The following is a 20,170-nucleotide window of genomic DNA, read 5'->3' on the forward strand; positions in this document are numbered from 1 at the left end:
AACTAACTAAAGTATTTTCCATTCATAACTCCCCTATTGGCGCCCCTATATCCTTTATTATATTTAATAATTTAAAAAACAACAATTTTCAGAACTATATACCTTTTTTATCCAAAATAAAAAGAATGTCATGTAACTGACATCCTTTTTATTTTTATCGTAAGCATTAAGATTGATTTTCACTTTGAAATACACTTGATGCCATATCATAAATGCAACTACTGTCCATAGTTGCGAACTTAAAAAAGCACCTCTTTTAAATATAACTATAACAAAATTCCATTCACTTTCTTTTCATCTATTTATTAAATTCAATTTGCATCATTTTATTAAACTGCGGAACAATATCGACCCCACCTATAGAGTTGAGACTGATAGCCAATGTATGTTTGCCTCCAATTACTCCCCCAGCAAAAGTTGTAAATCCAGGAATTCCTCCTCCATGCCCCCAAACTGAAACACCGTTTGGAAGTTTAGTCTCATAGATTCCAAGACCGTATGCGTCACCAACCCCTTTTCCTTCTATAGGAACTGTAGTAAGCATTTCTTTTAGCTCGCGTTCCTTCAGTAACTTACCACCGAGTAAAGATGAAAAGAACTTATTTAAATCATCCGCATTAGAAATCATATCTCCAGCTGCATTAGCTAAACTTGGATTATAATACGTAATATCTTTCAACTCGCCTGTTCCTTCCATTTTCACATATCCACGAGCATGATTCTTTCCTGGGATGACGGGTGAATTTCCTGGTAAAAACGTATTTGATAGGTCCAAAGGTTCAATAATTCGCTTTTCGATTTCTTCCGCATAACTATTTCCAGTTATTTTTTCAATAAGCATTCCTAGTATTACGTATCCTGTGTTTGAATACAACCAGTCTTTACCCGGCGAGAAATCTGGAGGCAGCGAAAGGCCTATTTTCACTATTTCTTCTGCTGTATACGTTTTTTTCGAATTCATTATGTCCGCGTCTTTTGACTTTAAATATTCAGCGATACCACTTGTATGATTCAAAAGTTGTCGTATCGTAATTTGATTACCATCATACCCATTTCCTTGCACGAGACCCGGTAGCCACTTTTCAATTGGATCGTCAAGTTGTAAGCGCTTTTCTCCTACTAATTGAAGAATAGTCGTGGCAGTAAACGACTTCGTCACACTGCCAATCCGAAAGCGATAATCCGAATTCACCGGTTTCTTTGTACTTAAGTCCGCCACGCCAGCAGTAAAACTACTAGTTTTTCCATTATTAGACGCCTTAGCTAATATTCCTACAGCACCAAGCTGTACTGTTTCCTGCATTACTTGTTTCCAGCCATTACGATTCTTTTGATCATGTACTTGTGACGAACTAGAAATATTTTGAGTTGACTCTGCAGTCACAGTAAAGCCAGGTGTGAATAGAGCAGTACCCGCTAATAAAACTGCAAAACTTGCTAACTTAATTGAATTACATTTTTTCATAAGGCTTTCTCTCCTCCATTAATATCGGATTGATTCAAGCTATACTTTCATCCTATATGATAAATCTCTCTTTTTTCTTATCCATTCCTTACGAAATACTTACGTTTAAATTTAAATACGGTAAACTGAGGAAGAGTTATGCATGCAAATAAAAAGAGAACATGTTTTTATTTTTTATGTAAACATGTTCTCTTAAACATTTAAAATTCTATATCAACTTTTCATCCTATTCTTTACACAACTAATTTATATTCCTTTTTACCAGCCCGCACTAGCATTCATACCATTTCCAATAATAGAAAGTAATAGCGGCCATAATACTGGTCCTAGTGTAAGAAATACATTTAGAAGTATGAGCATTCTATATCCAACGGTGAAATTGTGATTTTTACGATTAACAAATACTAAACTGATTAATGATATTATAGTTGTTAAAAATAATACTAACATTAGCAACCAATACCACACCATTAAACTAAGACTCCATGGTGTTAATAGCTCATGTATGATACAAAATGAGATTCCTAATACAGAAAAACTAAAACTAGTCACCGCTGTTTTTATAAGCCATTTATTTATTTTTTTATCGTATGTATTTTTACAATATAAATCTATTAAAGTATATAAAGATAAATATGCCATTAATACACCTATCCAAGACAATAACCAGTCTCCGTCCCCTTTGAATAATACGTACAGTAACCAACACATACCTACTGCTGAAAAAACAAAGGAAATAAGTATGCTTTTTAATACCGATTTCATTACATTTTCACACCCTTAAAAAATCAAAAATTAATTATAATTTATAAAAATTAAGTATAGGTTAACATGTAATGAAGTATAAGTAAATAAAGTTAATTTTGTTTATCTATTTAAATACGGTTTCATATAAGAAAATAATTCATGTTAATCAAATTTCCATATAAAAAAGAAAAGGTGAATATTTATGTATCCACCTTCCCATCTCCCTCTACCCACTTCATTATTTCTTCCACATCTAAATCCGTATACGTCTTTTCACCATAACGAACAGACTCATATAACGAGATAATATCCCTTGTTCTACAAATTCTTTTTAACCATTGTTGCATCGTTTCATAAGATCTTCTCTGTTCATGAAATGGTAATGTTCTTTCCCATTCAACTAACGTTTTTCTTATCTTATCTGTCGGTAACGGCTGTTCTAACTGATGAATGACTTTTTCATTCTTTATGCTTCTTACCGCAGTGTGCTTTGTAACCAATTCTTTCTCCTGTACTATTTCTGTTTTCGTCAATTTTTTCCTAATATACTTGTAGATGGCATATATAATTGATATTGCAATTATCACATAAAAAGCTATAGTAATCCATATATTTGAAAGAACAGAAAGCACGTCACTCCATAGACTTTCTCTTTCGAAAGGTTGAAATTTTTTACCCGTTTTCATTCTTATACCTGTATCTTCTACTTCTTCATATTCATCTTCATCTATTTTGGAATCATCGAAATTTTCACCTATACTAGTAAAATCATAATTTCTTTCCGATATTGTCTTAGTCTTACTGAAAAAACGCTCTTTTACTATGTCTTGTACATACACAACACCTTGTGATAACGTTATCGCACTAATCGCAAAGAAAAGTATGATTAAAGTTCTTACACTCCATAACTTCACTTTCATATGCCGCTTCTTATTCACCATGACATAAGCCCCTTCTTATTCTTTCATTACAATCCATTTATTCGTTCTACTGTATTTCTTTGGTGAAGTACCGATAATTAAAGGAACCGCATCCAGTTCCTTTCGACGAAAGCCTGCTGTGTAAAAGTAAGAAGAAGATATAGGCGTATCTTGGTCTGATATCGAGGCAAGTACCTTTAATACATTTTGCAAATGTTTCCGATTATCCCCATTTTTTATATGTAGCAAACCGTTATCTTTTACACTATTGATCCATACTTCAAACGAACAGTTTTGCATAAGAAGTTGTTTGCATATACCTGCTGTTAATTCAATTAGTTCCTCTATATCATTTCGCAAAGAAACACCACTTTTATTTTGCAAGTTGAGATAAATCGCGTATTTATCACATTGTGTTCGCTCATACTTTTTCGCAGTTAGCGTCCCTGTTTTCGCTGTTGCACTCCAGTGGATGGAACGAAAATCTTCATTTTCATAAGACTTTACTCCCATTACTTTCGTTTCATCATATAAGGGTGAAGACATCGCTTTTCGAAATCCTCGTGACCATTCTTGTAATTCAGGAACTTGTATTTTCGGAACAGCTGGTAAGACTAAATAAGAGGGCGTATCAACTTGTTTATATGTTATATGGTTCGTTATAAATCCAAAGAGATCAGTAATAACAATTTCAACTTCTTCCCATTTCGCGATGCCTCTTTTTAACGCTACAGCTTGCAAATCAAATGAAACTGACTCCCTTCCTTTTAAATTAAAATTCATATAATAATTTGAACCTGTACTATGATTTTTGTTTATTTCATCATGATTCCAAGTTAGCTTATTTTCACATTTAAATCGAAATACGATATTAAGAATAGGAAATATCGACTTGTTTGAAATTTTCATTTTGCACATATTCGTTTCACCTATAAAAACATTCGAATTCCCTTGACTGTATTCCCATTCAACACGAGATACTTTACGTATATATACATGCATAGCACCTATTAAAATTACATATAAAAATACGAGAGATAAAAACAGTAGATTACTTGAAAATACACTTAAAATAACGGCTACAACTGACATAACCCCCATTACGAAAGGCTCCGCTAAAGATGTATACGCAAGCTGTTGATTCATCGTACATTCTCCACTGGCACACTAATCGTATGAAGAATTTCTTTCATAATTTGTTCTTTCGTCGTTTTCATCTCTCCCTCAATCGTTAACGTTAAACGATGAGCACAAACTGATGCAGCGAGCGTCTTAATATCATCTGGCGTACAGTAATCTCTTTCATTTAATATTGCCCGTGCTTGAATTGCTCTCATAAATGCCAACGTTCCCCGAGGGCTTACACCAATTTCAATTAACTCATGGTTACGAGTTGCTTCAATAATTTCAAGGAGATAATCTTGCACATCATTCCCTACTAACACTTCTCTTGCACGCTTTTGCATCGTAATAATTTCTTCACTTGAAATAATAGAATGTAACGTTTCTAATGGATCATTCATTTGAAACCGATTCATCATTTCCTTTTCAGCTTCTCTCGTAGGATAACCTTGGCGTATTGTGAGTAAAAACCGGTCTAACTGAGCATCTGGTAACGGAAATGTGCCCGCTGATTCGAGTGGATTTTGCGTTGCTATAACTAAAAAAGGTTCTGGTAATGAATGTGTCTGTTTCGCAATTGTAACAGTACGCTCTTCCATAACCTCAAGTAACGAAGATTGTGTTCTCGGTACAGCTCGATTAATTTCATCCACTAATACGATATTTGCAAAAATCGGTCCTAACCTTGTTTTAAAATCCGATTCCTTTACATGAAAATATTCAAGACCAATAACATCTCCAGGCAAAGTATCCGCTGTAAATTGTATTCTTTGAAATTTAGCGTCCACACTTTTAGCCAAACTTTTCGCTAATGTTGTTTTTCCTGTCCCAGGTACATCCTCTAATAAAATGTGTCCTCTTGCTATAAGAGCTATAGCTGCAAGTTCAATCGCTTCATCCTTACCTATAATAACCTTCGAAATATTATTAGTAATTTTCTTTAATGTACTCATATAGTAATCTACCACCTTTTAATTATCTAAAAATTAAGAATATATTTTTCCAAATTATAACATGTAATTCGAAGATGAAATAGAGTGAAAATAAATCTTTTATTTTTTCTTCATTGCACGCAAAAAAGCACCTATTGTCGTATATTGACAATGAGGTGCTTAACTCAATCCAACAGCCTTCTTTCCCTCTAATTTTTAGTAACAATACATCCTTTTTTCTGCCACGCATGCATTGTTTTCAATTAACTAGTAAAATGCATTCTAATATTACATATAATAAAAACCATTTCGATTTGCTCGTTATAGAACTTCCTCTACATCGACACTCTCTATCTTCACTTCATACATATTTGGGATGTTTGCTTCTTTTGGTACCCATGCATAATAATTTTGATCATTCTCTAAAATAAATTGAATTAACTTTGTTTCTGATCCATTCCAGAAATTTTTAAGATTATCAATGTAGTCCTCTAAATCCTCTTTATAATCCAATTGTAATATATAATCTCTTACCGTCAGGGCAAACACAATTAAACTTCCTAATAGATTTTTTTGCTCATTCTCTTCTTCATACTCTTGTGGTAAAAACCATACTTGACCTATTCCTATCGTTTTTTTGTATTTTTCATAAAAACTACTATCATCCATATTCTCATAATCATGTATTAATTCATTGACCAATGAATGCCATCTTGGCGGAATAATATTTTCCAATGTAGGATTATGTTCAATTCCTTCTACTATATCCTCGATTTCTTCTGTCTCATCTTCATAGTGATATTCACTTAGGTCTATATGCTTAAATTTCATTTCATTTTTATAATGTGCCAAATCATATGGATAATGGTTATTACCTTTTAAACTTGTATCATCAAGTCCGAGTATCTTTACTATTGCAGCTGTCTCAAAGCTCCAATACCCCACATATCCAGGTTCTTTATGGGCATTTTTCCATTCATAATCATAATGACCTTTAAACCATTCTTTCTCCATGTACGTTTGTAATCTTTTAGATGCTTCTCTTTTATCTGTTTGTGCAAGTTCTATAATCTCTTTCGTTTTTGCATATGGATTTTCTTTATAATATCTGTTCGTCATTTTTGTGTATCCGATATCACTAGCGCATAAGAGGAAATCGATTACTGCGTCGTTCATATTTTCCTTCTCAACTAGCTTGGCTAAACTTACAAGATTCTTTTTATCCGTTTCTAATAAAATCCCTAGAGATATCATCCAAATTAGATTTAAATATCCAACTTCTCTTTCCCCTATATGCCCCAAATCAATAAGAGCGTTGTCAAAATCTCCTTCTATTGTATGGATAGCTTCTCCTAGGGAATATTTTGCGTTAATATCCTCTAACTCATAATTAAAGCTTGATAAGTAGGTTCCTTCTATAATACTATTATTATCCTTAGAATATCTTTGAATTCCCTTTTTCTCATCTTCTTCTAAACTTTTAATATCCTCTTTATTTTCTTGAATAAACTCTTTATTATATTCAATTCCTTCTCTACATTTTTCTTCTATAATTAAATAATCTCTCATTCTATTTGATTCCTCCTAGCTTCTAAATTATGGCCATTCTCCAATAATATTTCCCTTTGCATCTAATCTATATGTTTTTACTTTTCCGGTACTATCGACTTGTGATAGTACTCTTTCTACTTGATTTCTTTCCAGCGCTCTTTTAATCTTATCTGCCAATTTCTTATCTCCATCAACAGCTTTAAATATTCTACTTTTTTTGGTCTTCGCACCATTCAACCAATCATTTGACATTTGTCGTCCATCTTTAGTTTTCCCCAATTGTGAACTACCAAACTTAGCTTCATCTATAACGTATTTGATCTTTGACTCTGCATTTGCATTTTCGTATAATCCATCAATTCCTTTTACTATTTTATCATTTATGCCTGATGGTGCACTTTTTCCGACTGGCTTTAAATCAAATCCAGCTTCTTTTAAACTTTGATTATTCAATAAATTGTCACTAGATTTTATTTCACCATAATTACCTTTTTGCTTATTTGTAGCTGTTTTTGCATCAAAATTATCTACATTTGTGTTTTTGCTACTGCTAGGTTTACCGTTAGCCGTATCCTAAGTATCATCCTTAGCCCCTTTAACTCAACCAATTTCTTCCTAAAGCTTTGAAATCTTACTTTGAGTATAGGCTTTCGTGTCTTTACGACTTAGGGTGATTGCCTCTTCAAATATTAACTACTATAATTACAAGTAAATTAAAACAAACTTAAAAGGAATGAATTCTTTACTATACAGAATTCATTCCTCACTAGTTGCTTAAAATATTTATCTAACTCTTTAGTTTCAATTCACATTCAATGTCCCCTAAACATACATTAAATTTAAATTTCCCTCCATATTTTTAAATTCCTAAAAATGATGGAAAGCTAGCATACCCTGCAAGCTTATGCTGAATACCACTCTTCCGTAGAAAAATTATCAGCATTTGAATTTCCTTCTAACTCCCATTCGCTAATAAAATTAATTATTTCTCCTAAAATTAGATTTATATCATGATTTTTTATAATCAAACCTCTATGATTATTCCAAGTCAAATCAATTTCGATATTTATATTCAACTCATCCTCACATTTACTTAAAAAGTCATTCATTACTAAGGTAAAACATAAATTTACAAAATTATCAGAAACCCAAATTACGGATGAATCATCATTAACCTTCTCTATTCTAAATCTTAAATTATTGTATGCAATCCACTTTATATTACCTTGTATTTTTTCTTCTTTCATAATTATTTCCTCCCATACTATGAAATAATCCTGTCAAGACATCCATTGCTGGATTTGTTTTTAAACTGCCATATATCACATCTTCCCATGAACCATACTTTTTATAAAGTTGTTCAGGTGTAGGTCCTTCTGCCCTGCCATATTCAAGAATATTTCTTTCTTTCATTGCATTCAATCCATCTAAATTATTAGATTTTATATACGTTTCCATTCTTCCTTGATTTCGCTCTTCGACTTTCAATCTAGCAATTTCCTCCATAGATAGCCCATCATTTTGAAGATTTTTAATATCTTGTTCTAGTTGTATTCTTTTTTGTTGTATTTTTTCATGATACTTTATTCTTTCGCTTCTTGCATAAGCAACTTCATCACCATTTGTCCAGTCTACCCCAAACTTATTTAAGCCAGATTCCTTCTTAGGTGAATATCCATATACAGCTTCAGTATTTCCCTCAATCTCCTTTGCTATCTTAGGATTATCTAATGGATTTCGAAGTTTAGAATTTATTTCTCTTCTGGTACCACCAGCCTCGACTATATCATCAAGATAATTGCTTACAGTTTTACCCGTACCCTTACCACCATCTTTAGACTTCGCAAACTTATAATAAGCTTCTATCAATTCACCGTGTGGTATTTTGGTTATAATAGTTCCACCAACACTAGAGAATGCATAGGAAGCATTTCTCTTAAATGATTGTAACATTTCAAGCGTAGGCTTCAATTCTTTTGCTAATTTTACTGCATTAGCAAATGTACTTACTCCACTTGATGCTTTTGCTCCTTTTGTGATATGGCCTACTTTATTTAGTGCCCTATCGCCTAATATTGTGGTAGCTATTTGTGTTAATCCATAGGTAGTCAATTCTGTACGACTCTCTGCATCTCCCTCTATCATATCTCGTTTTATTTTATTTGAAAATGCATGCCACATATTTTTTGCAGTTTCATCCAAATGGAAAAGTGCATAGGTTACATTAATAAAAGTTCCTATGTCCATATTACTTAAAGCTATTGCGGACTCGATTTCATCACCAATAGCTTTCCCCGATCCTCTTTGAATAGCTTCCCACATCTTTTTCGCTGTTTCAAACGTGCCAACTATACTGTCTGTCGCATCGTCACAAGCATTTCTAACCGGAGATTTCTTCTCAATTATGTTATTTGTTTCTATATCTTTAATTGACTGATCATTTTTTCGAGCTGTTTCTTCTATAATCCCCTGAATCGAACTCACCCAATCCATATTCAACCCTTGTGTACTAAACGTACCACTCACAGGACTAAATCCTTTCCCACTTTGCACTTCAGCGAGTCCGGCTGTGATGCTAGCTGCTAATTGGAGAGCGGTGCTGTAGTTGTTGCTGGATGAATGATTGAATTCATATAAATGCTCTAGTTTTTCTTCCAGTTTTTTTCTCATTGCACCTAATACCGTTACAATTGCACCTACTCCGGGCATTGGTGTAAGTACTTCTATTGCTTCTATACTTGTAATCGATTGATTAATTCCCCTTATTTGTTCTCTTATTTCTTGTTCAATCACATCTGTCGAAGCAACTTTCGCTTGGAACTCATTTGGAAATGCTTCATTTTGGCGAATTAATTCTTCACATAAGCATATGATTCCTTGCGCTAATGGCCGAAATGTTTGGACAAGGTAGGCTTTTGCACTACTGTATGTTTGTCCTTGTAATACTGTGTCTATCGCAAATGCATCAATAGATTGAATGGCTTGTTCCATACTTTGAATCGTAGCATTACATATAGCGTTCATACTTTGAGTTTGACTTTGTACTTCTCCCAAATACATGTTTAAACTCATGTATTGGCCTCCCTTTGTAGTTGCTGCTGTTCATAGGAAAGGTCGTTTTCTTTCTCACTGAGATGCCGTTTTTCTTTAAGCAACGTCTCTTTTTCATTTTCTAATTCGAATGTAAGTTTTCTTTCATACTGTCCGATTTCTTGCCGCATATTCGTAAAAAGGTGAAACACTTCTTTGTCGCCGTGCCAAGTTTCTAGTATTCGGTTAAATAAACGATTACTTCTATTTTTCCATTCATGAAAACTAACCTCAGCTCGTTCTTGATTTTGCAGCGCGATTCGGTTTTCATTTTGTTCTTCAAATATAATTCGTAATTTTTGATTACATTGACTGATTCTCGTTTCAATTTCTTGACTCATCTTTTCTCCCTACCTTTTCCCCTTTACGTAGGTTGTTACATTATTGAAAAGTCTTTTGAAGTCCAGTATCCATTTTCTCAAATTCATTTGCTACGGAATGGATATTATCAATCGTTTGTTGAAAAGTAGCGCAAAATTGTTTCGTGATTTGTAAATTTTGTTGATTTGCTTCTTGTGCTTTGAAGTTCACAGATAGTGTCGTACGCGTTGCCTTATTTATAGAGCGACTAGTAGCACTTTGCATTCTATCTGAAGCATTTCTCATTTTCGTTGCAAGTTGCGTTGCCGTATGCAAATTACTTTGAAATTCTCCCATTACTTACTCCCCTCTACCTTTTATTCACAAGAAAATTATACCACGGAAAAATATCCCAATAAACCGAATGTTCGAATTTAACATACAATTCAGCACTGTTACTGAGGATGCGAGCAACGCTTATCTATCAACATAACTGAGTCCAAAATGGATTCTACTTATACAAAAAAGATGACTTCAGCCATATGCTAAAGTCATCTTTTTCTACCTTATTATTTTACTAATTCTCCATTATAAGCTTTTATATTAAGCGGAGCAGTTAAAAATTGTGCTGCTTTACTAACGAAAGATGTGAAGTGTTCACTCGTATTATGGCTCGCAACTGCTGCTTCATCTTTCCATACTTCTACCATCGTATAAACACTTTCTTTTTCTGTATCTTTATATAAGTCATAAGATACATTTCCACTTTCTTCTCTTGAACCATGAATGAGTGGCTGAATTTCTTCTAAAAATGCTTGTTGTTTTGCTGGGTCTACTTGAAATATTGCGTGAATAATAATCATGGTGTTTCCCCTTTCATATTCCATATATTTCTATAACCTAATTAGATTACTTCCACTCAGCAACTTTGTCAATTGGAAGACGTACTGATTGGTAACCACTGTCAGCAGCTTTCCCGATTGAAATTAGCATTACTGGTACGTAGCGTTCTTTATCTAGTCCAAACGCTTCTGCGATTTGGTCTTTTTCAAATCCACCAATTGGACAAGTGTCATAACCGTGCGCACGAGCTGCTAGCATAAATTGCATCGCTACAAGACCACCGTCAATTAATACTGTATCTTTCATTACTTCTGGTGTAACCATAGAGAAGTAAGCTGAAAGTTTTTTCATTTGATCTTCTTTTACTTCTGCTGGCATAAGTCCACGCTCTACTGCTGTACCATAAATTTCTTCTGCGTTATCAAAGTTGTTTAAGTCACCAAATAAAGCGATCATTGCTGAAGATGTTTCTACTTGAGATTGATTGAATTTTGCAAGTGGCGCAAGTGTTGCTTTCGCTTCGTCACTTTCAATCACTACGAATCTCCATGGTTGCATGTTTACTGAAGATGGTGCAAGTGTTGCTTCTGTAAGAATTTCTGTCATTTCTTCTTTGCTAATTTTCACTGAAGGGTCGTACTTACGAATTGAACGACGTCCTGTTAAAATTTCGTTAAAATCATTTGTTTTTACTGAGTTAGTCATAGTTGTATTCTCCCTTTTTTATAATTCTTTTATATTTTCTTGAATGTGATTTAACATATTTAAAAGATTATCGCGTTCTTCCTCACTTAATCCTTTAAATGCAGATGCTGCAAAACGTTCTTTTTCCTCTTGAAATGCTTGAATTTTATTTCGTCCCTCTTCAGTAAGAGAAACTAACGTAATTCTGTTATCATCTGGATTTTTACGTCTTACAATCATTTCATTGGCCTCAAGCTGCTTTAAATGCCTTGTTATCGCAGCATTATCAATATTCACTTCTTGTTGAAGTGCTTTTTGACTAATTTCACCTACTTCATATAACTGAAGTATAAGCTCTAATCGAGACTGGCTCATACCCGTACACCCTTCAAATTTCGAACTTACTTCTTTATTTAGAAAGTGTAATTTATATAAAATAATCGCTTCTTTTGAGCATGAACTTGTCAAATTAACCCTCCTTTACAATCAAAATAAAAACATTTGATGTATCAATAGTTGATATGTCAATCAATATAATCTATATCGATTTAGAATGCAAGCATTTTGTTTTCATTTTATTTTTTTCAAATTAAGGCGCTTTGTAGCGTTACAAATAATGTTAATTGCACTATAATAATACTAATTTAAAGAACTGGAGAGTGATTGATAATGCGGCAATATACAAATAGAAATGAGGAATTGAAAATGGAAAATGAAATGAGGATATTCACAAATGACAACAATAAATATAGGGATTGTCGCGCACGTAGACGCTGGCAAGACGAGTTTGACTGAGCGTATTCTTTATGAAACGAATGTGATTAAAGAAATTGGCCGAGTAGATAGTGGTAATACACAAACTGACTCAATGGAATTAGAAAGACAACGCGGAATTACGATTAAAGCATCTGTCGTTTCTTTCTTTATTGATGCTGTAAAAGTAAATGTCATTGATACACCTGGACACGCTGATTTTATCGCTGAAGTGGAGCGATCATTCCGCGTTCTAGACGGTGCGATTTTAGTTATCTCTGCCGTTGAAGGTGTGCAAGCACAAACAAAAATTTTAATGCGAACATTACAGAAACTAAACATACCGACTATTTTATTCGTTAATAAAATTGATCGTAGTGGCGCAAACACTGAAAAAGTTATGAAACAAATAAAAGAGGTTCTTTCAAATGAAGCATTCCCCTTCTACTCTGTTCTAAACGAAGGAACGAAAGAAGCCCGGATCATTAAATACAAATCATATGACGATTGTATGGAACTGTTAGCACCATTTAATGAATCGTTACTTGAATCATATGTAAATAACGAAATAATACCGGACGCACTATTAAGAGAAAAACTAGAACAGCAAATACAGCAAGCGAATGTGTATCCAATCTTTTTCGGTTCAGCAATGACTGGTATGAGCGTAACAGAACTTCTTGAAAAACTTCCGGCTCTCATTCCAGCTCTTACATCGGCACAAGAGGAACCATTATCCGGTGTTGTTTTTAAAATTGAACGTGAACCTTCTGGAGAAAAGGTTGCTTATATAAGAGTTTTTTCAGGTAGCTTACATGTTAGAAAATATGTTAATATACAGCGCAGTAAGTCTCTATTCCATAAAGAAAAGATAAAAAAAATGTGCCTATTTCATAATGGAGATACCGTTCAAACTTCTACCGTTCCTAGCGGTGAGTTTGGTAAAGTGTGGGGGCTGAATGATATTAAAATTGGTGATATTATCGGTGAACGTACGGATTATATAAAAGATATTCACTTTGCCGAACCACAAATGGAAGCTGCCATTGATGCGGTACCTAAAGAGCAAATTCATAATTTATACGCTGTTCTTATGGAACTCTGTGAAGAAGATCCGCTCATTAAAGTTTGGAAAGACGATGTTCATAATGAACTATATATTCGCCTTTTCGGTGAGGTACAAAAAGAAGTAATTGAAACAACACTTTATGAGAAATATAATTTGCAGGTTATTTTTTCAAATACGCGAGTTGTATGTATCGAGAAACCAATTGGCGTAGGCAATTCTGTTGAAGTAATGGGTGAAAAAGAGAATCCATTTTACGCAACAATCGGATTCAAAGTTGAACGTGGTGAACTTAATTGCGGTATAACATATAAATTAGGTGTTGAGCTCGGCTCACTACCTTTAGCATTTCATAAAGCGATTGAAGATACGGTATTTCAAACGTTAAAACAAGGATTATATGGGTGGGAAGTTACAGATATTATCGTCACGTTAACACATACTGGTTATGCTAGTCCTGTTACAACAGCGAGTGACTTTAGAAACTTAACACCGCTCGTTTTAATGGATGCTTTAAAACAAGCTGCAACATATGTATATGAACCAGTTAATGCGTTTGAATTAACTGTACCGGAGCAAGCAATTAGTACCGCAATGTATAAGCTCGCTGCCGTTCCAGCAACTTTTGCAGAGCCTATATTCAATAACAATTCTTATCAGTTAACAGGATCATTACCTGTTGCGAAAACAGAGAGTTTCAAACGAATACTACATTCATTTACAGAAGGAGAAGGCATATTTACAACGAAGCCAGCTGGTTTCACAAAACTTATGGCTCCCTTCCCTACTCGAAAACGTGTTGATTATAATCCGCTGAATCGTAAGGATTATTTACTTCATGTTTTGAAGGCTTATTAAAGTAAAAGAGGTGCAATTCGCACCTCTTTTGCATGTATTAATAGGTTAGTTTGTCCTAACAACTTCTTTAAGTTTTCCTATTATTTTCGCTATAGCCTCAATTGAATTTTCCGTTTCATATCCCCCAACATTTACAGAATGATTTGCATTTTTGACAACTTCAATCTGTAAATTCGTTTTATATAACTGATCAATTTGATCTGCATTGTATTGGTGATCTTTATCCCCAATAACTAAAAACCCTTCGTGTCGACTATGTAAGATAGAATCAAAAATTGTATCAAACGTCAGTAAAGGTGTAAGTAGTATCATTTTTGACTGCGCGAATTCTTCTCTCTTCATTAAATCATTTGCAATCGGAATTGTTCCGAGTGACTTCCCTAAAAACATAGTCTCGTTGTATTGCTCATCTTTTAATACTTCATTTATTACAGATTAATATCATCCATCATTACTTTCGTTACTTCTTCCATTGGTTTATTCATTAATTGTCCATCATAAGAATAATGAATATGTACAACATCTATTTTATGTTCAAGCATTAACATCGTTGCGTAATAAAATAACGGCTTATCATAATTGTATCCTGAACCTGAAAACATAAAACAAACCGTACTAGAACCTTTTTCGATATGTGTGTAACGAATTACTTTGTCATTTATATGTACCTCTTTTTTAGTCCCCTTCACCGTTTTCTCCTCCGAATACGTTTACTTTTGTAATACGATATGTTCTGTGTGAACTGATACATCCTTTACTTTCTCTTTTATAAATGCAGGCTGTAAGTTATATGTATGCAGTTCTTCTACTGGCACCCATCTAAACAAATACGTTCTACCCTCTTCTTCCAAAATATATTGATCCGCTCCACTCGCAGGTAACTCATGTAGCTCTACTTCATAATAAAAACTAATTTCATGAAACTTTCGCTCAGAAAGTGTAAAGAAATTTTCTACTGACCATATTAACCTTTTCCTTTTAATAGGAACACCTATCTCTTCCGCAAGTTCTCGTTTTAATGCATCTTCACTATTCTCTAGCATTTTTACTCTACCGCCGGGTACATACCAAAAATCTTCACCGTCACCTTGCAGAATGAGTATTTTATTATCATGTTTACAAATTGCTCCAACGCGGTAATTAAAACATGTTTCCTCAACTTTAAACGTAAGATCCATCCGTAACGCCCCCTTATACAAATATTGAATTATTACAAAACAATTATGTAATTACTTTACAAATAAGGTTACTAAATTTATCCACTCCATTCAATGGTTTTCGAATTTTCTAAACTATTATTTTTCATCATTACAAGTGTATATACATATGTTACAATCATATTGCACACTAGAAAACATTATGGGGGTACGGATGGAAACGTTATTAACCCAGCAAACTGAGAAATCAAATAAGTTTTGGAAAATCGTTGTGAAAGAAAAAGACTATGTTGTGTTTTACGGAAAAATCGGCACAGCTGGCAGTGTGAAAGCGAAAGAGTTTGAAACAGAAGAAGAATGTATGAAAGAAGCTAACAAACTAATTGCTTCCAAACGTAAAAAGGGATATACAGACCCGTTGCCTGGGGAAGATTACATAAAAGAAAAAACGATAACAGAAGAAGAATTTTGGGAACTACTTAATCGTGCAAAAACGAAAGGTGAAGACCAAGAAGAACAAATAGAATGGCTTACTTCCCACCTTGCTAAACGTACAGTACATGAAATTGTAGCTTTTGATACGCATATGCATCGTCTTTTGAAAGATTCCTATACCTCCCGTTTATGGGCAGCAGCCTATATTATTATGGGTGGTTGTTCAGATGATACTTTCGATTACTTCCGCGGATGGTTATTATATCAAGGAAAAGAGACATACGAAGCTTGTATTGAAGATCCAGAACGATTAATTCCTGTATTAGAAAATTTGAGTGAGTATGACGTCCCAGAAATAGAAGAACTTTCTTTATATTTCGGTTTCACTGTATATGCAGAAAAAACTGGTGACGAAGATGATACTTACTTTACACTTTACCATGTCTTATCTAATGAAGAATTCGACGATGTAGATTTTGAATTTGACTGGAATGAAGACGATGAAGAAGGTTTAAAAAAGATGTTTCCTAAGCTATGGGAGATGTACGGAGAAGAACCGATTGAGTGGTAGATTAATTATTCGTGAAAAAGTGCCTTGTTTCTTTAGTAACAAGGCACTTTTTTGATACTATATTTAAAGTATTATCTTTCCACTCTCCCACCACTCCATAAAAGTCTTTAAAGAAGGAGCAACCCACGTTCTACTATCATTCTCATGGTTCCATACATATATATCATCTCTTTGTACTTTTCCTTTCAAAATGGAATAGCCAAACAAATCACCATTTCCCCCATCAGCAAAAAATAATAAACAGTCAAAAGGCATGTATAAATCCTTAAAATCAACTATATTTCTCATACTCATATTTTCAGTTTTAATTTTTGAAGCAGACCATATAAAGTCACCGTATTCACCTTCTATACCGTTTGTTTCCTGTAATAATTGATATAAATCATTCGGTAACTCCACATGTAAACATTTTTGTATATCAGTAAGTTCATCCTTCGTAGCTGGGTTTTTCAAGCTTAAATTTGATGAGATACTGTGAATGGTGTCTTTCCACATCACCTTTTCCTCCTTATGTGCAATCAAGCATATTCAAAGAACTCCGCTAAATTTATTGATACCATCTTTCTAACAATTCCTTCTCCCTCTCGCCTGAAATACCTGCTTTTAATTCCCATTCTTCCGTACTCTCCATCCACTCATACACATCTGTAACTGTCTCGTCTATTCTTCTAAAAGTAAGCCCTTCATTAACCGCACTTTCGAGACAAATAGAAAACCCGCCTCTCCACGGCTTCGTCCCACCATCTAATGGGAAAGTTTCTGGAATCCACAAAGGCATTTCTGTCCAAGGCTGCACATTGTGTTCACTCATAAACGATTCGTCTACCCAAACAAATTCAGCATTGCTATTCGTAACTTTTTTACACGTATTTAATAGCTCTTCCATCGTCAATTCATCATTCGGACCTGTTATATTGAATGTACCTGCTTTATTATTTTCTGCCATGTTTAGTCCCCAGTTTGCGACGTCTTTTATATCAACTATCTGTACTGGACGGTCTTTTCTTCCTGGAACTAACACTTTACCTCCTTTTGCTACACGCCCGATCCAGTATGGAAGTCGATCTGTATAATCGAACATTCCTGAAAGAAGTCCTGCTCTTACGTGTAAAACACGCCCCGGCCAATACTTCTCTGCTTCTTTTTCGCATAATACTTTCAGCGCACCATAATGCTCATAAGGAGATATTTCACCATTCTCTACAGCCTTTATTTGCTCTTCCGTCGGTTCAGGTTGTAATATATAGTCTTCTTTTATGTCATGCGGAATCCAATCTTTATATACGGAAAGGCTTGAGATGAATATATAGTGTTCAATATTATCTTTAAGTACTTCTCCAACATTTCTAATGTGATGCGGAGAAAACCCACATGTATCCACAACAACATCCCATTTTCGATTTTCTAAACTTGATACATCACCATTTCTGTCACCGATCAGCTGCTCCACTTCAGGAAAAACTTCTTTGTTTGTTCCGCGGTTAAATAATGTAACTTCATGCCCTCTGTTCAAAGCCTCTTCTACAACAGCTCTTCCCAAAAATCGTGTACCACCTAGTATTAAAATTTTCATTGTTCTCCCCCATTCCTCATTAAAAATCGTTTCTTTTGTTAAACGAATTTCTATCATAAAAAGTTACGGGGGATTTGTTGTTTTACTTTAATCCTACAAATAAAAAGAATCCATCTTGAAAAATTAATCAATACGGATTCTTAAATTAGATATAATTGTTGAATTACTAACTCCGCACAACTTCCCCATCAACTAACTCAATAATTCTATTACACTTATTCGCTACTTCTATATCATGGGTTACAATAATAATCGTTCGTCCTTCTTCATTCAGTTGTAATAGCAAATTCATAATTTCTTCTCCTGTTTTTCTATCTAAATTCCCTGTCGGTTCGTCAGCCAATATTAATTCTGGTTCACCTACTAACGCTCTTGCAATTGCGACGCGCTGCTGTTGTCCACCTGATAGCTCGTCCGGTGTTTTATGCATATGTTCTTTTAAACCTACTTTTTCTAAATAGAACTTCGCCTTATTTTCTCTTTCTCGTTGCTTTAGCTTTCTATATGTGAGTGGTAGCACTACATTATCTAGTACAGTATGTTCTTTTAACAATGCAAAATATTGAAGTATAAATCCAATCATTTCATTTCTTGTTTTATGAACTTTATTTGCTCTAATTTCAGTTAATGATTTTCCATTTAACATATATTCACCCTCATTTGGCATATCAATTAACCCTATAACATTTAGTAATGTACTCTTCCCTGAGCCTGATCGCCCCATTACCGCTATAATTTCGCCCTTATTTATCGTTAAATTTATACCGTTTAACGCGAACGTATTATGATTCTTATTACTATACACCTTCTTAATATCTTTTAGTTCAATTAACCCCATTATTCCATCCCACCTATTAATGTTTTCGGTTCAAGCTTTCTAATAAATAAGAAGACAATTACATTCGAGACAACGATGATTAATAATAAGAATAGAAATACTAAAAACAATATAGGCATATCCAATTTAAAGTCTAATACCGTTGCTTCCTTTAAATCCTTCGACATTTGTAATAGAACCCCATACCTCCATGAAAAGTAAGTTATCGACATTCCTAAGCCAGTTATTGCTACAATAATGTTCTCTAAAACAATTTGAATAAACATACCAAATTTACTTTCGCCAAAAGCTATTTTTATACCAAATTCCCGCTTTCTCATCAAGATAGAAACAATGGTCGTTACTACAATTCCGACGATCGAGAATACAACGAATAAGATTCCTACTATAAGTTGAGGTATTTCCGAATAGCCGTTAAGAGTAACATCTTCATTTATTTCATCACCTAAACTTTTTAAATGAAACGTACCGCCGTTTCCTTTAAGTTGAATTGATTCTTCTAGTTTCTTTACATCTGCACCTTTTTGTAAATATAAAACTGTACTTTGATGTAGTCTTAAAAACATTGCTTCATATTTTTCAAATCTATCAAATGACATAGGCATTATCATTGCGTAATCCAACTTCAAATATGTGTTCGGCGTATTATTATTTACGATAAATTTATTTTCTGGCAAATACCCTATAATTGTATATCGATCATTAATTGTATCTCCAACTTGAAAATATTTCTTAAAGTAAGAACCCATTAAAACTTTTGTTTTTTCTTCACTATTTTTTTGAAAGTCATCATGCGAGAAACCTTCTTCAGGTTTTAAAGGTAAACGTAACATTTTATAGTAATTTTCATCTACAAAAATTGTTTTAATAGTAGGTCTTTCATCGTGAAACGTTTTATGTTTCAAATCAGTAATCATACTGTTTTGAAATGGTCTATTACTTGACTCTATTTCAATAACTCGCTCCTCGTATGTACCATACGAAATCACATCTTTATTTTGATGAATTGTATTATAAACCGCTTGAATTTTCTCTTTATTAAATTGATTGCTTTGTAATCTATCTGTCGTCATTTCAAAAGTAACTAAATATGTTTTATCCACATTTAATACCGAGCTGGATTTATCGTTTAGATGGTGTAAATTATAAAATACATTAATTGAACTCGTTAGAGTTGCTAATCCAAATGTAATCTGTATTAGAAGAAGTACGGAAAATAGAAATCTCTTTTTTAATGCTATGAACGCACTTTTTATTCTCATCAT

At 33.8% G+C, this 20,170-nt stretch carries 20 protein-coding genes and 2 pseudogenes; 2 read left to right on the plus strand and 20 right to left on the minus strand.

What is annotated here, in order from left to right; genetic code table 11:
* Window positions 1-298 precede the first annotated feature (298 nt).
* The 14 genes and pseudogenes from HMPREF2590_RS01305 to HMPREF2590_RS01370 all read right to left on the minus strand — a co-directional run bounded on the left by HMPREF2590_RS01305 (window position 299) and on the right by HMPREF2590_RS01370 (window position 12,122).
* Window positions 299-1,465 (minus strand): serine hydrolase domain-containing protein, encoded by a 1,167-nt coding sequence (locus tag HMPREF2590_RS01305; protein WP_000710633.1) that lies wholly within the window; start codon window positions 1,463-1,465, stop codon window positions 299-301.
* A 258-nt stretch (window positions 1,466-1,723) separates the two neighbouring features.
* Window positions 1,724-2,230 carry a DUF3902 family protein gene (locus HMPREF2590_RS01310; RefSeq protein WP_000843833.1) on the minus strand — a complete coding sequence of 169 codons (507 nt, stop codon included), beginning with the start codon at window positions 2,228-2,230 and terminating at the stop codon, window positions 1,724-1,726.
* 182 nt (window positions 2,231-2,412) lie between these two features.
* Entirely contained in the window at window positions 2,413-3,153 is a 741-nt protein-coding gene (locus tag HMPREF2590_RS01315; protein WP_050821925.1) for a hypothetical protein, read from the minus strand.
* Between the two features lie 15 nt (window positions 3,154-3,168).
* Window positions 3,169-4,278: a DUF58 domain-containing protein gene (locus HMPREF2590_RS01320; RefSeq protein ID WP_001075776.1), complete on the minus strand. Its 1,110-nt coding sequence runs from the start codon at window positions 4,276-4,278 to the stop codon at window positions 3,169-3,171.
* Window positions 4,275-5,207: an AAA family ATPase gene (locus tag HMPREF2590_RS01325; protein WP_000105649.1), complete on the minus strand. Its 933-nt coding sequence runs from the start codon at window positions 5,205-5,207 to the stop codon at window positions 4,275-4,277. Before HMPREF2590_RS01325 ends, HMPREF2590_RS01320 begins: the two co-directional genes overlap by 4 nt.
* Before the next feature lie 300 nt (window positions 5,208-5,507).
* A complete protein-coding gene (locus HMPREF2590_RS01330; protein WP_001205868.1) occupies window positions 5,508-6,755 on the minus strand; it encodes a PoNi-like cognate immunity protein in 1,248 nt (415 codons plus the stop codon).
* 27 nt (window positions 6,756-6,782) lie between these two features.
* Window positions 6,783-7,310: pseudogene (locus tag HMPREF2590_RS29795) on the minus strand (hypothetical protein); the annotation flags it as partial.
* A 329-nt stretch (window positions 7,311-7,639) separates the two neighbouring features.
* Window positions 7,640-7,984 carry a hypothetical protein gene (locus HMPREF2590_RS01340; protein WP_000656836.1) on the minus strand — a complete coding sequence of 115 codons (345 nt, stop codon included), beginning with the start codon at window positions 7,982-7,984 and terminating at the stop codon, window positions 7,640-7,642.
* On the minus strand, window positions 7,959-9,809 hold the full coding sequence (locus HMPREF2590_RS01345) for an LXG domain-containing protein (protein ID WP_050821927.1): 1,851 nt from the start codon (window positions 9,807-9,809) through the stop codon (window positions 7,959-7,961). Before HMPREF2590_RS01345 ends, HMPREF2590_RS01340 begins: the two co-directional genes overlap by 26 nt.
* Window positions 9,806-10,168: a DUF3958 family protein gene (locus HMPREF2590_RS01350; RefSeq protein ID WP_000076595.1), complete on the minus strand. Its 363-nt coding sequence runs from the start codon at window positions 10,166-10,168 to the stop codon at window positions 9,806-9,808. The genes HMPREF2590_RS01345 and HMPREF2590_RS01350 overlap by 4 nt, the downstream gene beginning before the upstream one ends.
* A 40-nt stretch (window positions 10,169-10,208) precedes the next feature.
* Complete coding sequence (locus HMPREF2590_RS01355) at window positions 10,209-10,484, minus strand: TIGR04197 family type VII secretion effector (protein WP_000503638.1); 276 nt, start codon at window positions 10,482-10,484, stop codon at window positions 10,209-10,211.
* 212 nt (window positions 10,485-10,696) lie between these two features.
* Window positions 10,697-10,990 carry a putative quinol monooxygenase gene (locus HMPREF2590_RS01360; protein ID WP_000583805.1) on the minus strand — a complete coding sequence of 98 codons (294 nt, stop codon included), beginning with the start codon at window positions 10,988-10,990 and terminating at the stop codon, window positions 10,697-10,699.
* Window positions 10,991-11,036: 46 nt separating this feature from the next.
* Window positions 11,037-11,675, minus strand: coding sequence for a nitroreductase family protein (locus HMPREF2590_RS01365; protein WP_000185390.1), 639 nt, complete (start codon window positions 11,673-11,675; stop codon window positions 11,037-11,039).
* 18 nt (window positions 11,676-11,693) lie between these two features.
* Window positions 11,694-12,122, minus strand: coding sequence for a MarR family winged helix-turn-helix transcriptional regulator (locus HMPREF2590_RS01370; protein WP_000204172.1), 429 nt, complete (start codon window positions 12,120-12,122; stop codon window positions 11,694-11,696).
* A gap of 265 nt (window positions 12,123-12,387) precedes the next feature.
* On the opposite strand from HMPREF2590_RS01370, the gene HMPREF2590_RS01375 reads away from it, so the two are divergent.
* Window positions 12,388-14,331, plus strand: coding sequence for an elongation factor G (locus tag HMPREF2590_RS01375; protein WP_050821928.1), 1,944 nt, complete (start codon window positions 12,388-12,390; stop codon window positions 14,329-14,331).
* Between the two features lie 45 nt (window positions 14,332-14,376).
* Here the strand turns inward: HMPREF2590_RS01375 and HMPREF2590_RS01380 are convergent.
* Window positions 14,377-15,020, minus strand: a pseudogene (locus HMPREF2590_RS01380) (alpha/beta hydrolase).
* A 21-nt stretch (window positions 15,021-15,041) separates the two neighbouring features.
* On the minus strand, window positions 15,042-15,509 hold the full coding sequence (locus HMPREF2590_RS01385; RefSeq protein ID WP_000366230.1) for an NUDIX hydrolase: 468 nt from the start codon (window positions 15,507-15,509) through the stop codon (window positions 15,042-15,044).
* Between the two features lie 193 nt (window positions 15,510-15,702).
* Here HMPREF2590_RS01385 and HMPREF2590_RS01390 point away from each other — a divergent pair, with 193 nt between their 5' ends.
* The gene (locus HMPREF2590_RS01390; protein ID WP_000449211.1) at window positions 15,703-16,494 is read left to right on the plus strand and encodes a DUF4240 domain-containing protein; all 792 of its coding nucleotides are present in this window, start codon (window positions 15,703-15,705) and stop codon (window positions 16,492-16,494) included.
* A gap of 63 nt (window positions 16,495-16,557) precedes the next feature.
* Here the strand turns inward: HMPREF2590_RS01390 and HMPREF2590_RS01395 are convergent, their stop codons facing one another.
* From HMPREF2590_RS01395 to HMPREF2590_RS01410, 4 genes are all read right to left on the minus strand, one after another.
* On the minus strand, window positions 16,558-16,989 hold the full coding sequence (locus HMPREF2590_RS01395; protein ID WP_050821929.1) for an SMI1/KNR4 family protein: 432 nt from the start codon (window positions 16,987-16,989) through the stop codon (window positions 16,558-16,560).
* Window positions 16,990-17,041: 52 nt separating this feature from the next.
* Window positions 17,042-18,067, minus strand: coding sequence for an SDR family oxidoreductase (locus tag HMPREF2590_RS01400; RefSeq protein ID WP_050821930.1), 1,026 nt, complete (start codon window positions 18,065-18,067; stop codon window positions 17,042-17,044).
* A gap of 166 nt (window positions 18,068-18,233) precedes the next feature.
* Complete coding sequence (locus tag HMPREF2590_RS01405; protein WP_050821931.1) at window positions 18,234-18,905, minus strand: ABC transporter ATP-binding protein; 672 nt, start codon at window positions 18,903-18,905, stop codon at window positions 18,234-18,236.
* Complete coding sequence (locus HMPREF2590_RS01410) at window positions 18,905-20,170, minus strand: ABC transporter permease (protein ID WP_223277244.1); 1,266 nt, start codon at window positions 20,168-20,170, stop codon at window positions 18,905-18,907. The genes HMPREF2590_RS01405 and HMPREF2590_RS01410 overlap by 1 nt, the downstream gene beginning before the upstream one ends.

Source organism: Bacillus sp. HMSC036E02 (assembly GCF_001836235.1).
GTDB lineage: Bacteria > Bacillota > Bacilli > Bacillales > Bacillaceae_G > Bacillus_A > Bacillus_A cereus.